The organism is Bacteroides sp. ET489 (assembly GCF_030518095.1).
Taxonomy (GTDB): domain Bacteria; phylum Bacteroidota; class Bacteroidia; order Bacteroidales; family Bacteroidaceae; genus Bacteroides; species Bacteroides ndongoniae.
Genome location: NZ_JAULLJ010000027.1, coordinates 13,456 through 32,433, shown reverse-complemented (window position 1 = coordinate 32,433; position 18,978 = coordinate 13,456). Strand labels below are relative to the sequence as shown.

The window sequence follows — 18,978 nt, the reverse complement described above, 5'->3', positions numbered from 1 at the left end:
TACTTTCAGATTGTAGAAATATATCCCCTATAATATTCCAATCTGAAACCTAAACACACAATATCTATTCATCTTGAAAGTAAAAGCTAAAATATTTAGAAAAAAGACAGGGATACAAATATAAAATAATCAAAACGTCGTATATTTGCATTGAAATAAAACAAAAAGATATACTAATCAATTATTAAAAGACAAAATGACAAGAGTGGTTAGATTTACTAAAATGCACGGAGCTGGAAACGACTACATCTATGTAGACACCCAACGTTACCCTATCGAGTATCCGGAAACACTTGCCATCAAATGGAGTGCTCCGCATACGGGAATAGGCAGCGACGGACTGGTGTTGATCGGATCATCGGAAAAAGGTGATTTCAGCATGCGCATCTTCAATGCCGACGGCTCAGAAGCCAAGATGTGCGGAAATGCCAGCCGATGCATAGGTAAATACCTCTACGAACATGGACTGACCCACAAACAAGAAATCAGACTTGAAACCTTGTCGGGCATTAAAATCCTGCAACTACATGTCAAGGACGGCAGCGTAAATTCCGTTACTGTAGACATGGGGATACCTGCCGACGAACCGGTCGACTACGACGGACTAGGAGCCAAACCGATGAAGGAACGTCCTATAGTTGCCGGAGGAAAACAATGGATCGGTACCACCATATCAATGGGAAACCCACATCTGGTGATCTTCGTAGAAGACCTTAACGAAATAGATATAGAAGATGCCGGACCGAAACTGGAAAATCATCCCTTATTCCCCGGACGAATCAATGTAGAATTTGCCCAAATTCTGGAAGACGGAAAAATCAGAATGAGAGTATGGGAACGCGGTTCGGGCATTACTCAGGCCTGTGGTACAGGTGCATGTGCTACCGCCGTAGCTGCTTGCATCACCGGACGTTGCGGAACAAAATCGGACATCATCATGGACGGAGGAACCCTTACTATTGAATGGAATCAAGAAACCCGACATGTACTGATGACAGGAGAAGCGACCCAAGTCTTCGAAGGAGAAATTAATATAGAAGATTGAGAAACAAAACGAGCTTTGCTCGTTCATTCAATTGACAGAAACTTAATTCAACTAACCAAATAAAAAAGATTATGGCTTTAATAAACGAACATTTCTTAAAATTACCTGGTAGTTACTTATTTTCAGATATAGCTAAAAAGGTAAACACATTCAGGATAACACATCCCAAACAAGATGTCATCCGTCTGGGCATCGGAGACGTTACCCGTCCACTGCCGCAGGCTTGCATCGAAGCCATGCATAAGGCAGTGGACGAGATGGCCAGCGAAAAAACGTTCCGCGGATACGGACCGGAGCAAGGATACGACTTCCTGATCGAAGCTATCCTTAAAAATGACTTTGCCTCCCGAGGAGTCCATCTGTCACCGGCCGAAATCTTCATTAACGACGGTGCAAAAAGCGATACCGGAAACATCGGCGAACTACTACGTTGGGACAACAGCATGGGGATTACCGACCCAGTATACCCGGTATACGTAGACAGTAACATCATGTGCGGACGTGCAGGAGTATTGGAAGAAGGAGGCCACTGGAGCAATGTCACCTATCTTCCCTGTACCGAAGAGAACGGATTCATTCCGCAAATCCCCGACCGACGCATCGACCTCATTTACTTATGTTACCCCAACAATCCGACCGGTACTACACTGACCAAAACGGAACTGAAAAAATGGGTAGACTATGCGCTGGACAACGACACCCTGATCGTATTTGATGCAGCCTACGAAGCCTTCATCCGCGAAGACGACGTGCCCCACTCCATCTACGAAATAAAGGGAGCCAAGAAATGTGCCATCGAGATACGAAGTTTTTCGAAAACCGCCGGTTTTACCGGGGTACGCTGCGGCTACACCGTAGTGCCCAAAGAACTGACTGCCGCCACTCTGACTGGCGACCGCGTAGCCTTGAACAAGCTATGGAACCGCCGCCAGTGCACCAAGTTCAACGGCACAAGCTACATAACCCAACGGGCTGCAGAAGCCATCTATACCCCCGAAGGCAAACAACAGGTAAAAGCCAACATCGACTATTACATGGAAAATGCCCGAAATCTGAAAGAAGGGCTCGAAGCTGCCGGATTAAAGGTATACGGTGGTGTCAACGCTCCCTACATCTGGTTGAAGACACCTCAGGGAATCAGTTCCTGGAAATTCTTCGAACAAATGCTCTACGAAGCCAATGTAGTAGGCACTCCAGGAGTAGGCTTCGGCCCCAGCGGAGAAGGATATATACGGTTGACAGCCTTTGGCAAACACGAAGACTGTACAGAAGCGCTGAAGCGCATCAGGAAGTGGCTGGCATAAAAAAGAATTTCTTTTTTACTCACTTTAAATAGTTTTAATAGGTATGAAAACAGGAAGATTGAAATCAGGAGTAATAGCCATCGCGCTATTATCTGCAGCTTTCGGAGCAAAAGCACAGGACAAAGTAGAAGCATCGGTCGGCGCCGACCTCGTAAGTGGTTACATCTGGCGCGGACAGGACTTGGGAGGCGTCAGCATACAGCCCGGCGTATCATTGTCCTACAAAGGTTTTTCACTGGCTGCATGGGCCTCGGTAGGCCTGGAAAGCTCCGATACAAAAGAAATGGACCTGACTTTAGGATACTCAACAGGAGGGTTCAGCGTATCGGTTACAGACTACTGGTTCAATAGCGGAAATGGTTACTTGCACTACGGTGCACACAGCACGGCACACGTGTTCGAAGCACAGGTTGGATATGACTTCGGCCCGTTGGCGGTTAACTGGTATACCAATTTCGCAGGTGCCGACTACGCGAAGTACGATGGCAGTCGCGCCTATTCTTCCTACATTTCGGTAGCAGCACCTTTCAAACTTGGCGGACTGGACTGGAGCGCAGAGATCGGTGCTACTCCATGGGAAACAGCTTTCTACAATAAGACAGGCAACTGCCCGGGGTCAAACGGTTTCACCGTATGCAACATCAGCCTGGAAGCAAGCAAGGCAATCCGGATCACCGATAGTTTTTCGCTTCCTTTGTTTGCCAAAGCCATCTGGAATCCACGTACCGAAGGGGCCTACTTCGTAGCCGGAATAAGTTTCTAACACAATCATAAATAGTTTAAGGTATGAAAAAGATTGAAGCTATCATCCGCAAGACCAAATTCGAGGAAGTGAAGGACGCACTGCTCGAAGCGGATATCGAATGGTTCTCCTACTACGATGTCAGGGGAATAGGAAAGTCCAGAGAAGCCCGTATCTACCGTGGTGTCATGTACGACACCAGTTCTATCGAACGTATTCTTATCTCGATTGTAGTGCGTGACAAAAATGCCGAGAAGACTGTACAAGCCATCCTGAAAGCAGCTCAAACGGGCGAGATAGGCGACGGACGTATCTTCGTCATTCCCATCGAAGATGCCATACGCATACGTACTGCCGAACGAGGCGACATTGCCCTCTACAACGCCGAACAGGAAAAATAGCACGCAACTCACAAACCACACAAAGACCAATTACAACAAATACAACTAAAGTAAAAAGATTATGGATACAACAACTGATACACTGGCGCAACTGGTTTCGGGCGTCAACACCGTATGGATGCTATTGGCAGCCATGCTGGTATTCTTCATGCAACCGGGTTTTGCATTGGTAGAGGCTGGATTCACTCGTACAAAAAACACTGCCAACATCCTGATGAAGAACTTTGTGGATTTCATGGTAGGTTCACTCCTTTATTGGCTGGTAGGTTTCAGCATTATGTTCGGACTGGGCGATTTCTTCGGTACGCCCCACTTCATGAGCTTGCTGTTCGACAGCAACGGTCTGCCCGATCCTGCCTCACTCCCTACCGAAGGCTTCCTCGTATTCCAGACCGTATTCTGTGCCACTTCGGCCACCATCGTTTCGGGTGCCATGGCCGAACGTACTAAATTCTCCATGTATTTGGTTTATACTATCTTCATCAGTGTACTGATCTATCCGGTATCGGGCCACTGGACATGGGGTGGCGGCTGGCTGATGAACGGCGATGAAGGTTCGTTCATGATGAATACGTTCGGAACTACTTTCCACGATTTTGCTGGTTCTACAATTGTACACTCCGTAGGTGGCTGGATTGCTTTGGTCGGAGCAGCTATCCTGGGCCCGCGCCTTGGCAAATACGGAAAAGACGGAAAGTCGAAAGCCATCCCTGGTCACAACTTGACTATCGCAGCCCTGGGGGTATTCATCCTGTGGTTTGGCTGGTTCGGATTCAACCCCGGCTCACAACTGGCTGCCGCTACAACCGACGATCAGGTAGCCATCTCACTGGTATTCCTCAACACCAACCTGGCAGCCTGTGCCGGTGGTTTCATGGCACTGCTGGTAAGCTGGTTCAAATATGGTAAACCGTCACTCTCACTTACCCTCAACGGTATCTTGGCCGGCTTGGTAGGTGTAACAGCCGGATGCGATGCCGTATCGCCACTGGGAGCTGTTATCATCGGAGTCATCTGCGGAACTTTGATGATCTATTCGGTAGAGTTCATCGACCGCGTACTGAAGATTGACGACCCCGTAGGAGCCAGCTCCGTACACGGCGTATGCGGATTCACCGGAACCATACTTACCGGACTGTTGTCTACCAGCGAAGGTCTGTTCTACGGTGCAGGCTGGGGATTCTTCGGAGCACAGGTATTCGGTGCAGTAATTGTAGGTAGTTGGGCAGCCATCATGGGCTTCATCATCTTCAAGGTGCTCGACAAGATTCATGGTCTGCGCGTACCGGCACGTATCGAAGAAGAAGGACTCGACATCTACGAACACGGAGAGTCGGCCTATAACTGATAGCTTAATCCCGGGCGGGCTTGGCCGCCTTCCCGGAAACCAGATAAAAAAGAAAATCTTTATTCTAACACATCATTTTTAAACCAACAAATTACAAAGGTATTATGTCAAAACTGAGATTCAGAGTAGTCGAAACGGCGTTCAAAAAGAAACCCGTTGCAGTGGCAATCCCCGAGGAACGACCTTCGGAATATTTTGCCAAGTATGTTTTCAACAAGGAAAAGATGTTCAGGTATCTGCCCAGCAAGGTATACGCAAAGTTGATCGACGTAATCGACAACGGTGCTCCACTGGATCGCAGCATTGCCGACGAGGTAGCTGCAGGAATGAAAAAATGGGCTCTTGAAATGGGAGCCACCCACTACACTCACTGGTTCCATCCGCTGACCGAAGGTACGGCCGAAAAGCACGATGCCTTCATCGAACACGACGGAAAAGGAGGCATGATGGAAGAGTTTACCGGCAAACTGCTGGTTCAGCAGGAACCGGATGCTTCGAGCTTCCCCAACGGTGGAATCCGTAATACGTTCGAGGCACGCGGCTACTCGGCATGGGACCCGTCGTCACCCGCTTTCATCGTAGACGACACTCTGTGTATTCCGACTATCTTTATCGCCTACACCGGCGAATCGCTCGACTATAAGGCACCGTTGCTGAAAGCACTGCGTGCCGTTGATAAGGCTGCCGTAGAGGTATGCCACTACTTCAACCCCGACGTCAAGAAAGTATATGCCTACCTGGGCTGGGAACAGGAATATTTCCTGGTTGACGAAGGTTTGTATGCTGCCCGCCCCGACTTGCTGATGACCGGACGTACACTGACCGGACACGACTCGGCCAAGAACCAGCAGCTGGAAGACCATTACTTCGGTGCCATTCCGCCCCGTGTGGCAGCCTTCATGAAGGAACTGGAAATCGAAGCGCTGAAACTGGGTATCCCCGTAAAGACACGTCACAACGAAGTGGCTCCCAACCAGTTCGAGCTGGCTCCTATCTTCGAGGAGTGCAATCTGGCTGTCGACCACAACATGCTTATCATGGCACTGATGCGTAAGGTAGCCCGCAACCACGGTTTCCGCGTACTGCTACACGAAAAACCCTTCAAGGGAGTAAACGGAAGCGGTAAGCACAACAACTGGTCGTTGGGTACCGATACCGGCATTCTGCTTCACGCGCCTGGCAAACAGCCCGAGGACAACTTGCGTTTCATCACGTTCGTAGTCAACACACTGATGGCTGTCTACCGTCACAATGGTCTGCTGAAGGCTTCCATATCGAGCGCTACCAACGCACACCGTCTGGGAGCCAACGAAGCACCTCCCGCCATCATCTCTTCTTTCCTGGGCAAGCAGCTGAGCCAGGTGCTCGAACACATTGAGGAAAGCACGAAGGACGAACTCATCAGCCTCAGCGGCAAGCAGGGCATGAAGCTGGACATTCCGCAGATTCCGGAATTGCTGATCGACAACACCGACCGCAACCGTACCAGTCCGTTCGCCTTCACCGGAAACCGCTTCGAGTTCCGTGCCGTAGGTTCCGAGGCCAACTGCGCCAGCGCCATGATCGCCCTGAATACTGCCCTTGCAGAACAGTTGACAGATTTCAAGAAAGACGTGGACGAACTGATCGAAAAAGGCGAACCTAAGATTTCGGCCATCCTCGACGTCATCCGCAGATACATCAAGATCTGTAAGCCCATCCATTTCGACGGAAACGGTTACAGCGACGAATGGAAAGCCGAAGCTGCACGCCGCGGCCTGGATTGCGAAACAAGCGTCCCCGTCATCTTCGACAACTACCTGAAACCGGAAAGCATCGCCATGTTCGAGTCGACAGGTGTCATGACCAAGAAGGAACTCGAAGCCCGCAACGAAGTGAAGTGGGAAACTTATACCAAGAAAATCCAGATTGAGGCCCGCGTATTGGGCGACCTGGCCATGAACCACATTATCCCCGTGGCCACTCAGTACCAGACCGAACTGATAGACAACGTCTACAAGATGAAAGAACTGTTCCCGGCAGAAAAAGCAGCCAAACTTTCGGCCAAGAACCTGGAACTGATAGAGGAAATTGCCGACCGCACCGCTTTCATCAAAGAACACGTGGATGCCATGATCGAGGCTCGCAAAGTGGCCAACAAGATTGAATGTGAACGTAGCAAAGCCATCGCCTACCACGATACCATCGTTCCGGCCATGGAAGAAATACGTTACCACATCGACAAGCTGGAACTGATTGTGGACAACCAGATGTGGACGTTGCCCAAATACAGAGAACTGCTGTTTATCAGGTAACAGACACAAATCTATAAAAACATCGGCATTCAGCCTCCTCATCACCGTCTGGCAGTCAAACAGACAGAGGCGGCGAATGCCGGTTGAAAATTCTTTTGTTGGTTGTTTTAAGTTTATAAAGGGAGAGGTGCCGTGAGGCAGTTCTCCCTTTGCTTTATGCCGTACATACTATCCGCCTGTCATCCACAACCGGCGTTTCCTTCGTTCCCTTTTAATAGGAACTCCAGTTTCCCTTAACGGGAACGGCAGTTTCCTTTAATGGGAACTCCGGTTCCCTCTAATGGGAACAGCCGTACCCACAAGTGGGGAACGGCGGTTCGACCAGAGAAAACCGGAGTCTGCCTAAATCTTCAGTATTCCGAATCGGTTTATTCTACGATTTCGGCGTCTTCAATGTCGCGGCGAGTCTTCAGCGAAGTGCTGCCTGCAGGCATGTCAGCCTTCGGACGACGGCGCATAAACATGGCCCAGTTCAGCAATTCGGAAGCCGCATACACCAGGCTGCTTACACCGATAATGATGAAAGCCGTAGAACGCACGCCCGTAGGATTGAACAAAGCCACCAGCCCGGCTATCAGAATGAGCGACGGAACGACGTAAAATCCTGCCGGAACGGGCACCCAGCGACGGGCACTGACCAGCGAAGCAATCTGCTGGACTCCACCCATCAGAAGCACGAAGCCCAAAACATACGTCAGCAGGTCGGCAAAGAATCCCGGCATAATGATGAGCCACAGGCCAAACAACAGACTGCCCACCCCTTCGACCGGAAAACGGCGGCGCAACTCTTTGTCCTGTGCAAAATATCCGATAAGGCTGATAAGCGAAGGAACCAGAAAAACGACTCCGATCGTTATCACAAAATAATCGCCTGCACGGTCGGGAAACAACACCAGTACCAACCCGACAACCAGCGCGCACACGGCACGCAGAAATGAATAACTTAATCCTTTCATAACTTCTATTCTTTTTTTGCGAAGATACGCTTTTATCACAACAATAGAACACATAACAACCGAAAAAAGATTGCTGGAGACAGCAATTTTACAAGAAACTTGGAAAAAAATTCCTCCAGCATTTGGAGTTTCCAACAAAATGACTACATTTGCCATCGTAAAACAACAAAAAGACAATGAAAACAAGATTCGTAAATACATATTGGTGGTGGCGCCCGTTACAACTCCTACAGTCGTAAGGGAGCAGCGCTCGTATGTATATATGTAATCAGTAACTGATATCGGAAAGAGCCCTGCCGCACTTGCGGCAGGGCTCTTTTTCGTTTATCACACTCTCAACATCCGAATAATAACTCTACTAAAACCATACAGATATGACTTTCTTAGTTGACAATCAAGGCTATTACGGCGAATTCGGTGGCGCCTACATCCCCGAAATCCTCCACCGTTGCGTAAAAGAACTTCAGGACACCTACCTCGACGTGCTGCAAAGCGAAAGCTTCCGCCGCCAGTACGACCAGTTGCTCCGCGACTACGTAGGTCGTCCCTCCCCACTCTACCTGGCCCACCGCCTTTCGCAGCAATACGGATGCAAAATCTATCTGAAGCGTGAAGACCTGAACCACACGGGAGCACACAAGATAAACAACACCATCGGACAAATTCTGCTGGCACGCCACATGGGCAAGAAACGCATCATTGCCGAAACCGGTGCCGGACAGCACGGCGTGGCCACCGCCACCGTATGCGCCCTGATGAACATGGAATGCATCGTCTACATGGGCAAGACCGACGTAGAACGCCAACGTGTCAACGTCGAGAAAATGAAGATGCTGGGTGCCACAGTCGTACCCGTCACCTCGGGCAACATGACCCTGAAAGACGCCACCAACGAAGCCATCCGCGACTGGTGCTGTCATCCGCAGGACACCTATTATATAATAGGTTCCACCGTAGGTCCTCACCCCTATCCCGACATGGTGGCTCGCCTGCAGTCGGTCATCAGCGAGGAAATCCGCAAACAGCTGCTCGAACAGGAAGGACGCGACTATCCCGACTACCTCATTGCCTGCGTAGGCGGCGGCAGCAACGCGGCTGGCACCATCTACCATTACGTCGACGACCGCCGTGTACAAATCGTCCTGGCCGAAGCCGGAGGCAAAGGCGTGAAAACCGGTATGACTGCCGCCACCATTGCCTTAGGCCAACTGGGCATCATACACGGCGCACGTACTTACGTCATTCAGGACGAAGACGGACAGATACAGGAGCCTTACTCCATATCTGCCGGTCTCGACTATCCCGGCATCGGCCCTATGCACGCCAACCTGGCCAAACAGAAACGCGCACTCGTCCTGGCTGTCAACGACGACGAAGCCATCCGTGCCGCCTACCAGCTGACGCGCCTCGAAGGCATCATTCCCGCCCTGGAAAGTGCCCACGCCCTCGGTGCTTTGGAAAAGGTCAACTTCCGTCCCGAGGACGTAGTTGTGCTGACCGTTTCGGGCCGGGGCGACAAAGACATTGAAACTTATCTGAAATATAATACATCTTCGTTCAACACCTCAAATACAACTGCACTATGACCCCAACTACATTCCGATACAAGACCGTCAGCCGCACCCTGCTCGGCGACCTGCACACGCCCGTAAGCACTTACCTGAAGGTGCGCGACATCTTTCCGCAAAGCGCCCTCATGGAGAGTTCCGACTATCACGGAAGCGAAAACAACCGCTCCTTCATCGCCCTCTGCCCGCTGGCAAGCATCAGCATCGACCACGGCACAGCCATATTCCGCCTGCCCGACGGCCGGCGCGAAGAACGGGCCGTGACCGACACCTACCGGGTGGAAAATGCCATCAACGATTTTCTGGGCCGCTTCCGGGTAGAGGGAGAGTACAGCAACTACTGTGGCCTGTACGGCTACACCTCGTTCAACGCTGTCCGCTACTTCGAGAACATCCCGATAAAGGACAGCCGCGAAGCCACCAACGACGCCCCCGACATGCTGTACATCCTCTACAAGTACCTGATCGTGTTCAACGACTTCCGCAACGAAATGATGCTCCTCGAAATGCAGGGCGAAGGCGAGGAAAGCCAGCTCGACGTGGTGCAACGGGCCATCCACAACCGCAACTACACCGCTTACGACTTCCATGCCTCGGGTCCCGTCACCTCGCCGCTCACCGACGAGCAGCACAAGGCCAACATCCGTCGGGGCATTGCCCACTGCCTGCGGGGCGACGTCTTCCAGATTGTGCTTTCGCGCCGCTTCGAACAACGCTTCACGGGCGACGACTTCAAGCTGTATCGCGCCTTGCGCAGCATCAACCCTTCGCCCTATCTGTTCTACTTCGACTTCGGCGGATTCCGTATCTTCGGCTCTTCGCCCGAAACTCATTGCCGCATCGAGGGAGGACGCGCCTACATCGACCCCATTGCCGGAACGACCAAACGTACCGGTGATCCGCAGCAGGATGCCGCCAACGCCCGCTACCTGCACGACGATCCTAAAGAGAATGCCGAACACGTAATGCTCGTCGACCTGGCCCGCAACGACCTCTCGCGCAACTGCCACGACGTCAAAGTCGACTTCTACAAAGAGACACAATACTACAGCCATGTCATTCACCTGGTCAGCCGTGTCAGCGGTACGCTGAACGACGATGCCGACCCCGTCAAGGCATTCATCGACACGTTCCCGGCCGGCACACTGAGCGGTGCTCCCAAAGTGCGCGCCATGCAGCTGATCAGCGAACTGGAGCCCCACAACCGCGGCGCCTACGGCGGCTGTATCGGATTCATCGGACTGAACGGTTCGCTCAACCAGGCCATCACCATCCGCACCTTCGTCAGCCGCAACGGCGTACTGTGGTTTCAGGCCGGCGGAGGAATCGTGGCCAAGAGCAACGAAGAATACGAGCTGCAGGAAGTGAACAACAAACTCGGCGCCCTGCGGAAAGCCATCGAAATGGCCGAGAAACTATAAACCACAATCCTTACAAAAACAACAAGAACCATGATAGCCATCATCGACAATTACGACTCCTTCACCTACAATCTGGTACATCTGGTGAAAGAGCTGGGCGCAGAAACCTGTGTATTGCGCAACGACTGTTTCCGCCTGGACGAACTGAAACGTTACGACAAGATCCTCCTGTCGCCCGGTCCGGGCATCCCCGAAGAAGCTGGCCTGCTGATGGACACCATCCGCACCTATGCCGAAAGCAAACCGATACTGGGCATCTGCCTGGGCGAACAGGCCATAGGCGAAGCCTTCGGTGCCCGGCTGACCAACCTGAAAGAAGTATTCCACGGCGTACAGACTCCCGTAAAGATACTCCGAGCAAATGAAGACTACCTCTTCAACGGCCTGCCCGACGAGATTCTGGCCGGACGTTACCACTCGTGGGTAGTAGACCAGACCGACCTGCCCGACGCCCTGGCCGTTACCGCCGTCAGCCCCGAAGGCCATATCATGGCGCTGAAGCACCGCCAACTCAACGTACACGGCATCCAGTTCCACCCCGAATCGGTACTGACTCCCGAGGGAAAGACAATCATACGAAACTGGCTCCGGCAATAACCGCTCAAGACAGCGCGAACCCAAAGAAAAATTCTCTATACAACATACACTCAACAAAGAAAGCATTATGAAAGAAATATTATCCCGACTCTTCAACCACGAAGAACTGACCTCGGCAGAGACCCGGCAGATTCTGCTCAACATCACCCGCGAGATGTATCCGGAAGCTCAGATAGCCGCCCTGCTCACCGCCTTCCAGATGCGCGGCATCACAGTCGACGAACTGATAGGATTTCGCGAAGCACTGATGGAAACACGCATTCCCGTCGACTTCAGTCCTTATCGCCCCATCGACATCGTAGGAACAGGTGGCGACGGTAAGAATACGTTCAACATCTCGACCTGCGCCTGTTTCGTCGTAGCCGGTGCCGGCTATAAAGTGGCCAAGCACGGCAACTACGGAGCCACGTCGGTCAGTGGTGCCAGCAACGTCATCGAGCAGCACGGTATCCGTTTCACCAACAATGCCGACACCCTGAAACGCAGCATGGACCGATGCAACATAGCCTACCTGCACGCCCAGCTTTTCAACCCGGCTATGAAGTTTGTCGGCCCCGTACGCAAGGCATTGGGTGTCCGCACCCTGTTCAACCTGCTCGGACCGCTCGTCAATCCATGCCGTCCTGCCTACCAGCTGCTCGGCGTGGCCGACCTTGCCCAAATGCGCCTTTACACCAATGTATTTTATAAACTGGGCATCGACTTTGCCGTGGTCAACAGCCTAGACAGTTACGACGAAATCTCCCTGACCGACGAGTTCAAGGTAATGACCCGCCACTACGAACGCATCTACCGCCCGCAGGCTTTGGGCTTCAGTGCAGCCCGCCCCGAAGAACTGTTCGGCGGCAGCAGCAAGGAAGACGCCGCCCGCATCTTCGACAACATCCTGCACTGCCGTGCCACACCGTCACAGACACAGTGCGTAGTGGTCAATGCAGCCTTTGCCATTCAGGTGATGGAGCCGGAAAAGGAAATCGAAGAGTGCATCGCCATCGCCCGCGAATCGCTGGAAAGCGGGAAAGCACTGAATACACTGAAAACATTCATCGAAATAAACAGCTAAGGACATGAAGGATATACTATCGCAAATCATCGAGCACAAAAAGACAGAGGTACAGGCACAGAAGCAGGCCATCGGTCTGGAGCAACTGCGCGAACAGGTGAAGGAGCAACTGAAAACAGATAACACCCCCCGCCGCAGCATGAAGCAGGCACTTGCCCAATCGGCAACCGGCATCATTGCCGAGTTCAAACGCCGCTCTCCTTCGAAAGGCTGGATCAACCGACAGGCACAGGCCGACCTCATCCCTCCCGGCTACGAAGCGTCGGGAGCAAGTGCCCTGTCCATTCTGACAGACGAAACATTCTTCGGCGGTACTTTGGACGACATACGCACGGCACGCCCACTCACCCGTCTGCCCATCCTGCGCAAAGATTTCATCATCGACGAATATCAGCTGTTGCAGGCACGCCTGGCTGGTGCCGATGCCGTCTTGCTTATTGCTGCCTGCCTGACCTGCGAGGAATGTGCCACACTGGCCGAACAGGCTCATGCGCTCGGACTGGAAGTCTTGCTGGAGCTCCACAGCGAAAGCGAGCTGGCATATCTCAGCACTGTAGCGGCCGACATGGTAGGCATCAACAACCGGAACCTCGGAAGCTTTGTCACGGATGTAGCCAACTCATTCCGGATAGCCGACCGGCTCAGGCAACAGACCTCGGCGTTACTTGTTTCGGAAAGCGGCATCTCCAGCATGGAGACCATACAACGGCTGCGCGCTGCCGGCTATCGGGGCTTCCTGTTGGGAGAAGTCTTCATGAAGCACTCCTCACCCGCCGAAGCCCTGAAACAGTTTCTTCAATCAGAAATACAACCGCGTGTTTAACTACTAATTTATCTTCAAACAACTATGATCATCAAAGTCTGCGGAATGACCGATGCGGAAAACATCCGCCAAATAGAACAACTGGGAGTAGACATGATAGGCTTCATCTTCTACCCCAAGTCACCCCGCTATCTGTACGGCATTCCTGAATATCTTCCACAACATGCCAGGCGAGTCGGTGTCTTTGTCAATGAAAGCAAGGAAAACGTCTGCGTCTATGCCGACCGTTTCGGCCTGGACTACATACAGCTGCACGGCAACGAATCGCCCGAGTATTGCCGTTCGCTCCGCCAGCAGGGACTACAGCTGATCAAAGCTTTCTCCATCGCTTCGCCCAAAGACCTGAACAGCATCTCGGCTTTCGAAGGCATATGCAGCTACTACCTGTTCGACACGAAAAGCGAGAAATTCGGCGGATCGGGCAATCAGTTCGACTGGAACCTCCTGCACCGCTACCAGGGACACACTCCCTTTCTGCTGAGTGGAGGCATCAACCAGTACAGCACACAGGCGATAAAGCAGTTCCATCATCCCCGACTGGCTGGCATCGACATCAACAGCCGCTTCGAAACATCACCCGGGCTGAAGGACGTAACGCGCATAAAAAATTTCCTCCAGACAATCCGGTAACGGACATTATCAACCCCCATTTATGTATAACCCTATAAAAAGAATATTATTATGAACCGCATCAACCAGCTTTTTCAGCATAATCCCCACAACCTGCTTTCCATCTATTTCTGTGCCGGTTGCCCCAGCCTTGAAGGTACTGCCGACGTCATCCGCACACTCGAAGAAAACGGTGTCGACATGATCGAAATCGGCATTCCCTTCAGCGACCCGATGGCCGACGGTGTCGTCATACAGGCTGCTGCCACCCAGGCACTGCGCAACGGTATGTCGGTACGCAAACTGTTCGAACAGCTGCACGACATCCGCCGCCATGTCCGCATCCCGCTCATCCTGATGGGCTACCTGAACCCCATCCTGCACTACGGATTCGAAGCCTTCTGCCAGCAGTGTGTCGCGTGCGGCATCGACGGCATCATCATTCCCGATCTTCCTTTCCGCGATTACGAAGAACATTATAAAGACATCGCCCAAAAGTACGACCTCCGCATCATCATGCTCATCACCCCCGAAACCAGCGAAGAACGCATCCGTCAGATCGATGCCCATACCGACGGTTTCATCTACATGGTTTCCTCGGCTGCTACCACAGGTGCCCAGCACGATTTTGACGCACAAAAGCAAGCCTATTTCCGCAAAATCGAGGATATGCAACTGCGCAATCCCCGCATGGTAGGCTTCGGCATCAGCAACAAGGCCACCTTCGACGCCGCCTGTGCACATGCCTCGGGAGGCATCATAGGCAGCCGCTTCGTCACCCTTTTGAACGAATCGGACGGCGATGCCGGCAAAGCCATCCGGAAACTGAAGACTGACATCGGTCTTTTGCAACCGGAATAACCCCACAACAGCCCTGCACAGCAGAAAAACCAACCTATCAATGGCATATTTCCACACGTATTACAGAAATGTGTCATTGATACCTGTAAACAAAAGTGGATTTTTCATATTTTATATTAACTTTGCCGCTGAAATAAAAAGCGATATGTCTATGCAGATAAATTGTCCTTCCGTATTGTTGATTTATACCGGCGGAACTATTGGCATGATAGAAAATCCGGAAACCGGCGCACTTGAGAATTTCAATTTCGATCATTTACTAAAACACGTTCCCGAACTGAAACGTTTCAACTATCACATCTCATCCTATCAGTTCAACCCTCCTATCGACTCTTCGGACATGGAGCCCGCCTTTTGGGCAAAAATCGTAAAAATCATCAGCTACAACTATGATTATTTCGACGGTTTTGTTATTCTGCACGGTACCGATACCATGGCCTATACCGCTTCTGCCTTGAGCTTTATGCTCGAAAACCTGTCCAAACCTGTCATCCTGACCGGCTCGCAACTCCCCATCGGTACACTGAGAACCGACGGAAAAGAAAATCTGATCACCGCCATCGAAATCGCAGCCGCCAAGCATCCCGACGGCACGCCTGTCGTACCGGAAGTCTGCATCTTCTTCGAGAACGAACTGATGAGAGGAAACCGTACCACCAAAATCAATGCGGAAAACTTCAATGCATTCCGTTCCTTCAACTATCCCTCGTTGGCCAAAGTCGGCATTCACATCCGTTACAACGAGCATCTGATTCGGCGTCCGGATCCTACACGTCCACTAAAACCGCATTATCTGTTCGACACCAATGTAGTAGTCCTCACCCTTTTTCCCGGCATACAAGAAAAAATCATTCATTCCGTTCTGCACGTACCGGGCCTGAAGGCTGTTGTACTGAAAACATTCGGATCGGGCAATGCACCGCAAAAAGACTGGTTGATCAATTTATTGAAAGACGCCACCGAGCGCGGCATCATCATTGTCAACATCACCCAGTGCCAAAGTGGAGCAGTCGAAATGGAACGCTACGAAACAGGTTTGCAATTACTGCAGGCCGGCGTCATCAGCGGCTACGACAGTACGCCCGAATGCGCTGTCACCAAACTGATGTTCCTCCTGGGACACGGACTTAGCCAATCCGAAATACGCTACCGGATGAACTCCTGTCTGGCAGGAGAAATAACCAAGGAATAACCACACAAAAGTTACTTTCCTTCCCCTTCCTTCGTCTGTCTAAACAGGCGAAGATATCCTCTTTTTCCCTTGTCCGTAACTTTATCCTGTTTTCGTATGCCCCATGCAGGTGGGTATACGAAAAATAGGCCCTGTCTCCCGACAAGGCCTATTCACAACACAAACACAAAATAAAACACGACAAAACTACTATGCAATCTATCCTGTCTATGCCGGGGAGGCATAAGTATCTATCTAAGTATATTCACATACACCAAAGATAAAATCAGGAAGATTAGCCTCTATATAACAAATGCGGGGAAGCATTTGTTTTTCCAATTTCCTTAAAAAATGTTATTTTATTGAATTCCTCTTTCTCTTAACTTCAATTGCCAGTTCCATGCCGAACGCAAAGTATCTTCAATAGTGCTTTCTGCCTTCCAGCCCAACTCTTCATTGGCCAAAGCAGGATTAGCCCATACTTTCTCGATATCACCGGCACGGCGACCTACAATCTGATAGTTCAATTTCACACCTGTTGCTTTCTCAAATGCATGAATCAGCTCCAATACAGAAAGTCCGCGTCCTGTTCCAATGTTGAACACTTCTACTTTTTCTTTCTGCTTCTTTTCCAGAATTCGTGCAATAGCTACAACATGTGCCTTAGCCAAATCAACCACATTGATAAAGTCGCGGATACATGAACCGTCAGGAGTATCATAGTCATCTCCGAATACGCTCAGTTTCTCGCGGATACCAATGGCTGTCTGAGTCAGATAAGGAACAAGGTTTTGAGGCACACCGTTCGGCAGTTCACCCAACAAAGCAGTAGGATGAGCACCAATCGGATTGAAATAACGCAGCAAAATAGCATTGATAGGTGATCCGGAAGCAACAGTATCACGGATAATCTCTTCATTGATCTGCTTCGTATTTCCGTAAGGAGACTCAGCCTTCTTGATCGGAGCCTGTTCTGTTACCGGCAATTCATCCGGCTGTCCGTATACCGTACACGAAGAAGAGAATACAATTCCTTCCACTCCGTGCTTGGGCATCAGCTCCAGCAAATTGATCAAAGAAACCAGATTATTACGATAGTACAGCAAAGGCTTCTGAACAGATTCACCCACAGCCTTGCTGGCTGCAAAATGAATAATCGCCTTTATACCTTTATATTTTGCAAACACGGCATCAAGTCCGGCAAAATCCAAACAATCCAACTTTTCAAAAGCTGGACGAATGCCTGATACCTTTTCGATATTATCTACAACATCTGCACTCGAATTCGACAAGTTGTCTACAATAACAACATCGTAACCTGCATTCTGTAATTCCACCACAGTATGAGAACCAATATATCCAGTTCCACCTGTAACTAAGATTCTTTCTTTCATAAAAAAATAGATATTTAGCCGTTAGCTTTTCAATACGAACGCAAATGTAGAAAAATAAATCAAGAAAAAACAGAAAGAAGAGAAAAAAATAAAAAAAACGCGAATGACAGCCCTTTTCGCGGCCATCATTCGCGTCCAAATTCACATTATGATCGATTAAATTTTCACTACACCCGAGAAGCCCATAAAAGCCATCGCCAACAAGCCGGCTGTAATAAGTGCAATAGGAGTGCCCTGCATTCCTTTAGGCACGTTCACCAGGCTCATCTGTTCGCGCAGACCGGCAAACAGTGTCAATGCCAATCCAAAGCCCAATGCTGTTGAAAAAGCATAAACCACACCTGTCAGCAGATCATAGTCTTTCTGGATAACAAGGATCGCTACACCCAGAATACAGCAGTTCGTCGTAATCAGCGGCAAGAATACGCCTAATGCCTGATACAAAGAAGGAGATACCTTTTTCAGGATGATCTCCACCATCTGAACCAATGCTGCAATCACCAGGATGAAGGTAATGGTCTGCAGATAGCCCAGGCCGAATGCGTCGAGAACATATTTCTGAATAAGGAATGTCACAATGGTAGCAATAGTAAGCACAAACGCTACTGCTGCCGACATACCCAGTGCCGTATCAATCTTCTTGGATACACCCAGGAACGGGCAGATTCCCAAGAACTGCGACAATACGATGTTGTTCACAAAGATTGCCGAAATAAATATCAATATATATTCCATACTTTCTTCAATTGATCGTTAAATTCATGATTCATTCTCCTTGTTTCAGGCCTTCTTCAAACGGTTTACCACAGCAATCAGATAGCCCAATGCGATAAATGCACCCGGAGCAAGAACAAACAACAGCATACCGTAGTCTTCCGGGAAAACAGTCAGACCGAATATCTTGCCCGTACCCAGCAACTCGCGTACAGCTCCCAGAAGAGTCAGACCCAACGTGAAGCCCAGACCCATGCCCAGACCATCGAACATGGAAGCCAACGGACCGTTCTTGGCCGCAAAAGCCTCGGCACGTCCCAGTACAATACAGTTCACCACAATCAAGGGGATAAACAATCCCAGTGTTGCGTACAGTCCGGGAACATAAGCCTGCATAATCATCTGCAGCAATGTCACAAACGAAGCGATAACGACAATAAACGACGGAATACGTACCATATCCGGGATCAGATTCTTGATCGCTGAGATTACGACGTTGGAGCAAATCAGCACAAACATCGTGGCCAATCCCATGCCCATACCATTGATTGCCGAAGAAGTAGTACCCAAAGTAGGACACATACCAAGCAGAAGCACAAACGTCGGGTTTTCCTTGATAACCCCGTTCATCAATACTTTAAAATTGTTCATAGCTTTCTACTCCTTT

At 50.5% G+C, this 18,978-nt stretch carries 19 protein-coding genes; 15 read left to right on the top strand and 4 right to left on the bottom strand.

From position 1 onward, the window contains the following. Positions 1–196: 196 nt before the first annotated feature. The 6 genes from dapF to Q3C19_RS13535 all read left to right on the top strand — a co-directional run bounded on the left by dapF (position 197) and on the right by Q3C19_RS13535 (position 7,134). Positions 197–1,045, top strand: coding sequence for a diaminopimelate epimerase (gene dapF / locus Q3C19_RS13560; protein WP_302729964.1), 849 nt, complete (start codon positions 197–199; stop codon positions 1,043–1,045). A 71-nt stretch (positions 1,046–1,116) separates the two neighbouring features. Further along, entirely contained in the window at positions 1,117–2,349 is a 1,233-nt protein-coding gene (locus tag Q3C19_RS13555) for an LL-diaminopimelate aminotransferase (protein WP_022163815.1), read from the top strand. Between the two features lie 43 nt (positions 2,350–2,392). Next, positions 2,393–3,112, top strand: a complete 720-nt coding sequence (locus Q3C19_RS13550) for a hypothetical protein (RefSeq protein ID WP_022163816.1) — start codon at positions 2,393–2,395, stop codon at positions 3,110–3,112. A gap of 23 nt (positions 3,113–3,135) precedes the next feature. Continuing rightward, positions 3,136–3,492: a P-II family nitrogen regulator gene (locus Q3C19_RS13545; protein WP_022163817.1), complete on the top strand. Its 357-nt coding sequence runs from the start codon at positions 3,136–3,138 to the stop codon at positions 3,490–3,492. Positions 3,493–3,553: 61 nt separating this feature from the next. Continuing rightward, positions 3,554–4,840 carry an ammonium transporter gene (locus tag Q3C19_RS13540; RefSeq protein ID WP_071149309.1) on the top strand — a complete coding sequence of 429 codons (1,287 nt, stop codon included), beginning with the start codon at positions 3,554–3,556 and terminating at the stop codon, positions 4,838–4,840. A gap of 104 nt (positions 4,841–4,944) precedes the next feature. Then, on the top strand, positions 4,945–7,134 hold the full coding sequence (locus Q3C19_RS13535; protein ID WP_302729959.1) for a glutamine synthetase III: 2,190 nt from the start codon (positions 4,945–4,947) through the stop codon (positions 7,132–7,134). A 368-nt stretch (positions 7,135–7,502) separates the two neighbouring features. Here the strand turns inward: Q3C19_RS13535 and Q3C19_RS13530 are convergent, their stop codons facing one another. Beyond that, positions 7,503–8,090 (bottom strand): HdeD family acid-resistance protein, encoded by a 588-nt coding sequence (locus Q3C19_RS13530; RefSeq protein ID WP_071149307.1) that lies wholly within the window; start codon positions 8,088–8,090, stop codon positions 7,503–7,505. Positions 8,091–8,229: 139 nt separating this feature from the next. Here Q3C19_RS13530 and Q3C19_RS13525 point away from each other — a divergent pair, with 139 nt between their 5' ends. From Q3C19_RS13525 to Q3C19_RS13485, 9 genes are all read left to right on the top strand, one after another. Next, complete coding sequence (locus Q3C19_RS13525) at positions 8,230–8,358, top strand: hypothetical protein (protein WP_262483109.1); 129 nt, start codon at positions 8,230–8,232, stop codon at positions 8,356–8,358. Between the two features lie 106 nt (positions 8,359–8,464). After that, complete coding sequence (trpB, locus tag Q3C19_RS13520; protein WP_302729956.1) at positions 8,465–9,676, top strand: tryptophan synthase subunit beta; 1,212 nt, start codon at positions 8,465–8,467, stop codon at positions 9,674–9,676. After that, entirely contained in the window at positions 9,673–11,079 is a 1,407-nt protein-coding gene (locus tag Q3C19_RS13515; protein ID WP_302729954.1) for an anthranilate synthase component I family protein, read from the top strand. Before trpB ends, Q3C19_RS13515 begins: the two co-directional genes overlap by 4 nt. 30 nt (positions 11,080–11,109) lie before the next feature. Then, positions 11,110–11,676, top strand: coding sequence for an aminodeoxychorismate/anthranilate synthase component II (locus Q3C19_RS13510; protein WP_071149303.1), 567 nt, complete (start codon positions 11,110–11,112; stop codon positions 11,674–11,676). Between the two features lie 67 nt (positions 11,677–11,743). Then, positions 11,744–12,739 carry an anthranilate phosphoribosyltransferase gene (gene trpD, locus Q3C19_RS13505; protein WP_022162938.1) on the top strand — a complete coding sequence of 332 codons (996 nt, stop codon included), beginning with the start codon at positions 11,744–11,746 and terminating at the stop codon, positions 12,737–12,739. Between the two features lie 4 nt (positions 12,740–12,743). Next, the gene (gene trpC, locus Q3C19_RS13500; protein ID WP_302729951.1) at positions 12,744–13,562 is read left to right on the top strand and encodes an indole-3-glycerol phosphate synthase TrpC; all 819 of its coding nucleotides are present in this window, start codon (positions 12,744–12,746) and stop codon (positions 13,560–13,562) included. Between the two features lie 24 nt (positions 13,563–13,586). Beyond that, complete coding sequence (locus Q3C19_RS13495) at positions 13,587–14,192, top strand: phosphoribosylanthranilate isomerase (RefSeq protein WP_022162940.1); 606 nt, start codon at positions 13,587–13,589, stop codon at positions 14,190–14,192. 51 nt (positions 14,193–14,243) lie between these two features. Then, complete coding sequence (trpA, locus tag Q3C19_RS13490; protein ID WP_022162941.1) at positions 14,244–15,032, top strand: tryptophan synthase subunit alpha; 789 nt, start codon at positions 14,244–14,246, stop codon at positions 15,030–15,032. Between the two features lie 151 nt (positions 15,033–15,183). Continuing rightward, entirely contained in the window at positions 15,184–16,224 is a 1,041-nt protein-coding gene (locus tag Q3C19_RS13485; RefSeq protein ID WP_022162942.1) for an asparaginase, read from the top strand. Between the two features lie 338 nt (positions 16,225–16,562). On the opposite strand, the gene galE is transcribed toward Q3C19_RS13485, so the two are convergent. From galE to rsxE, 3 genes are all read right to left on the bottom strand, one after another. After that, the gene (galE, locus tag Q3C19_RS13480) at positions 16,563–17,597 is read right to left on the bottom strand and encodes a UDP-glucose 4-epimerase GalE (protein WP_022162943.1); all 1,035 of its coding nucleotides are present in this window, start codon (positions 17,595–17,597) and stop codon (positions 16,563–16,565) included. Positions 17,598–17,753: 156 nt separating this feature from the next. After that, on the bottom strand, positions 17,754–18,332 hold the full coding sequence (rsxA, locus tag Q3C19_RS13475; RefSeq protein ID WP_022162944.1) for an electron transport complex subunit RsxA: 579 nt from the start codon (positions 18,330–18,332) through the stop codon (positions 17,754–17,756). 45 nt (positions 18,333–18,377) lie between these two features. After that, positions 18,378–18,962 (bottom strand): electron transport complex subunit RsxE, encoded by a 585-nt coding sequence (gene rsxE, locus Q3C19_RS13470; protein ID WP_022162945.1) that lies wholly within the window; start codon positions 18,960–18,962, stop codon positions 18,378–18,380. Positions 18,963–18,978 lie beyond the last annotated feature (16 nt).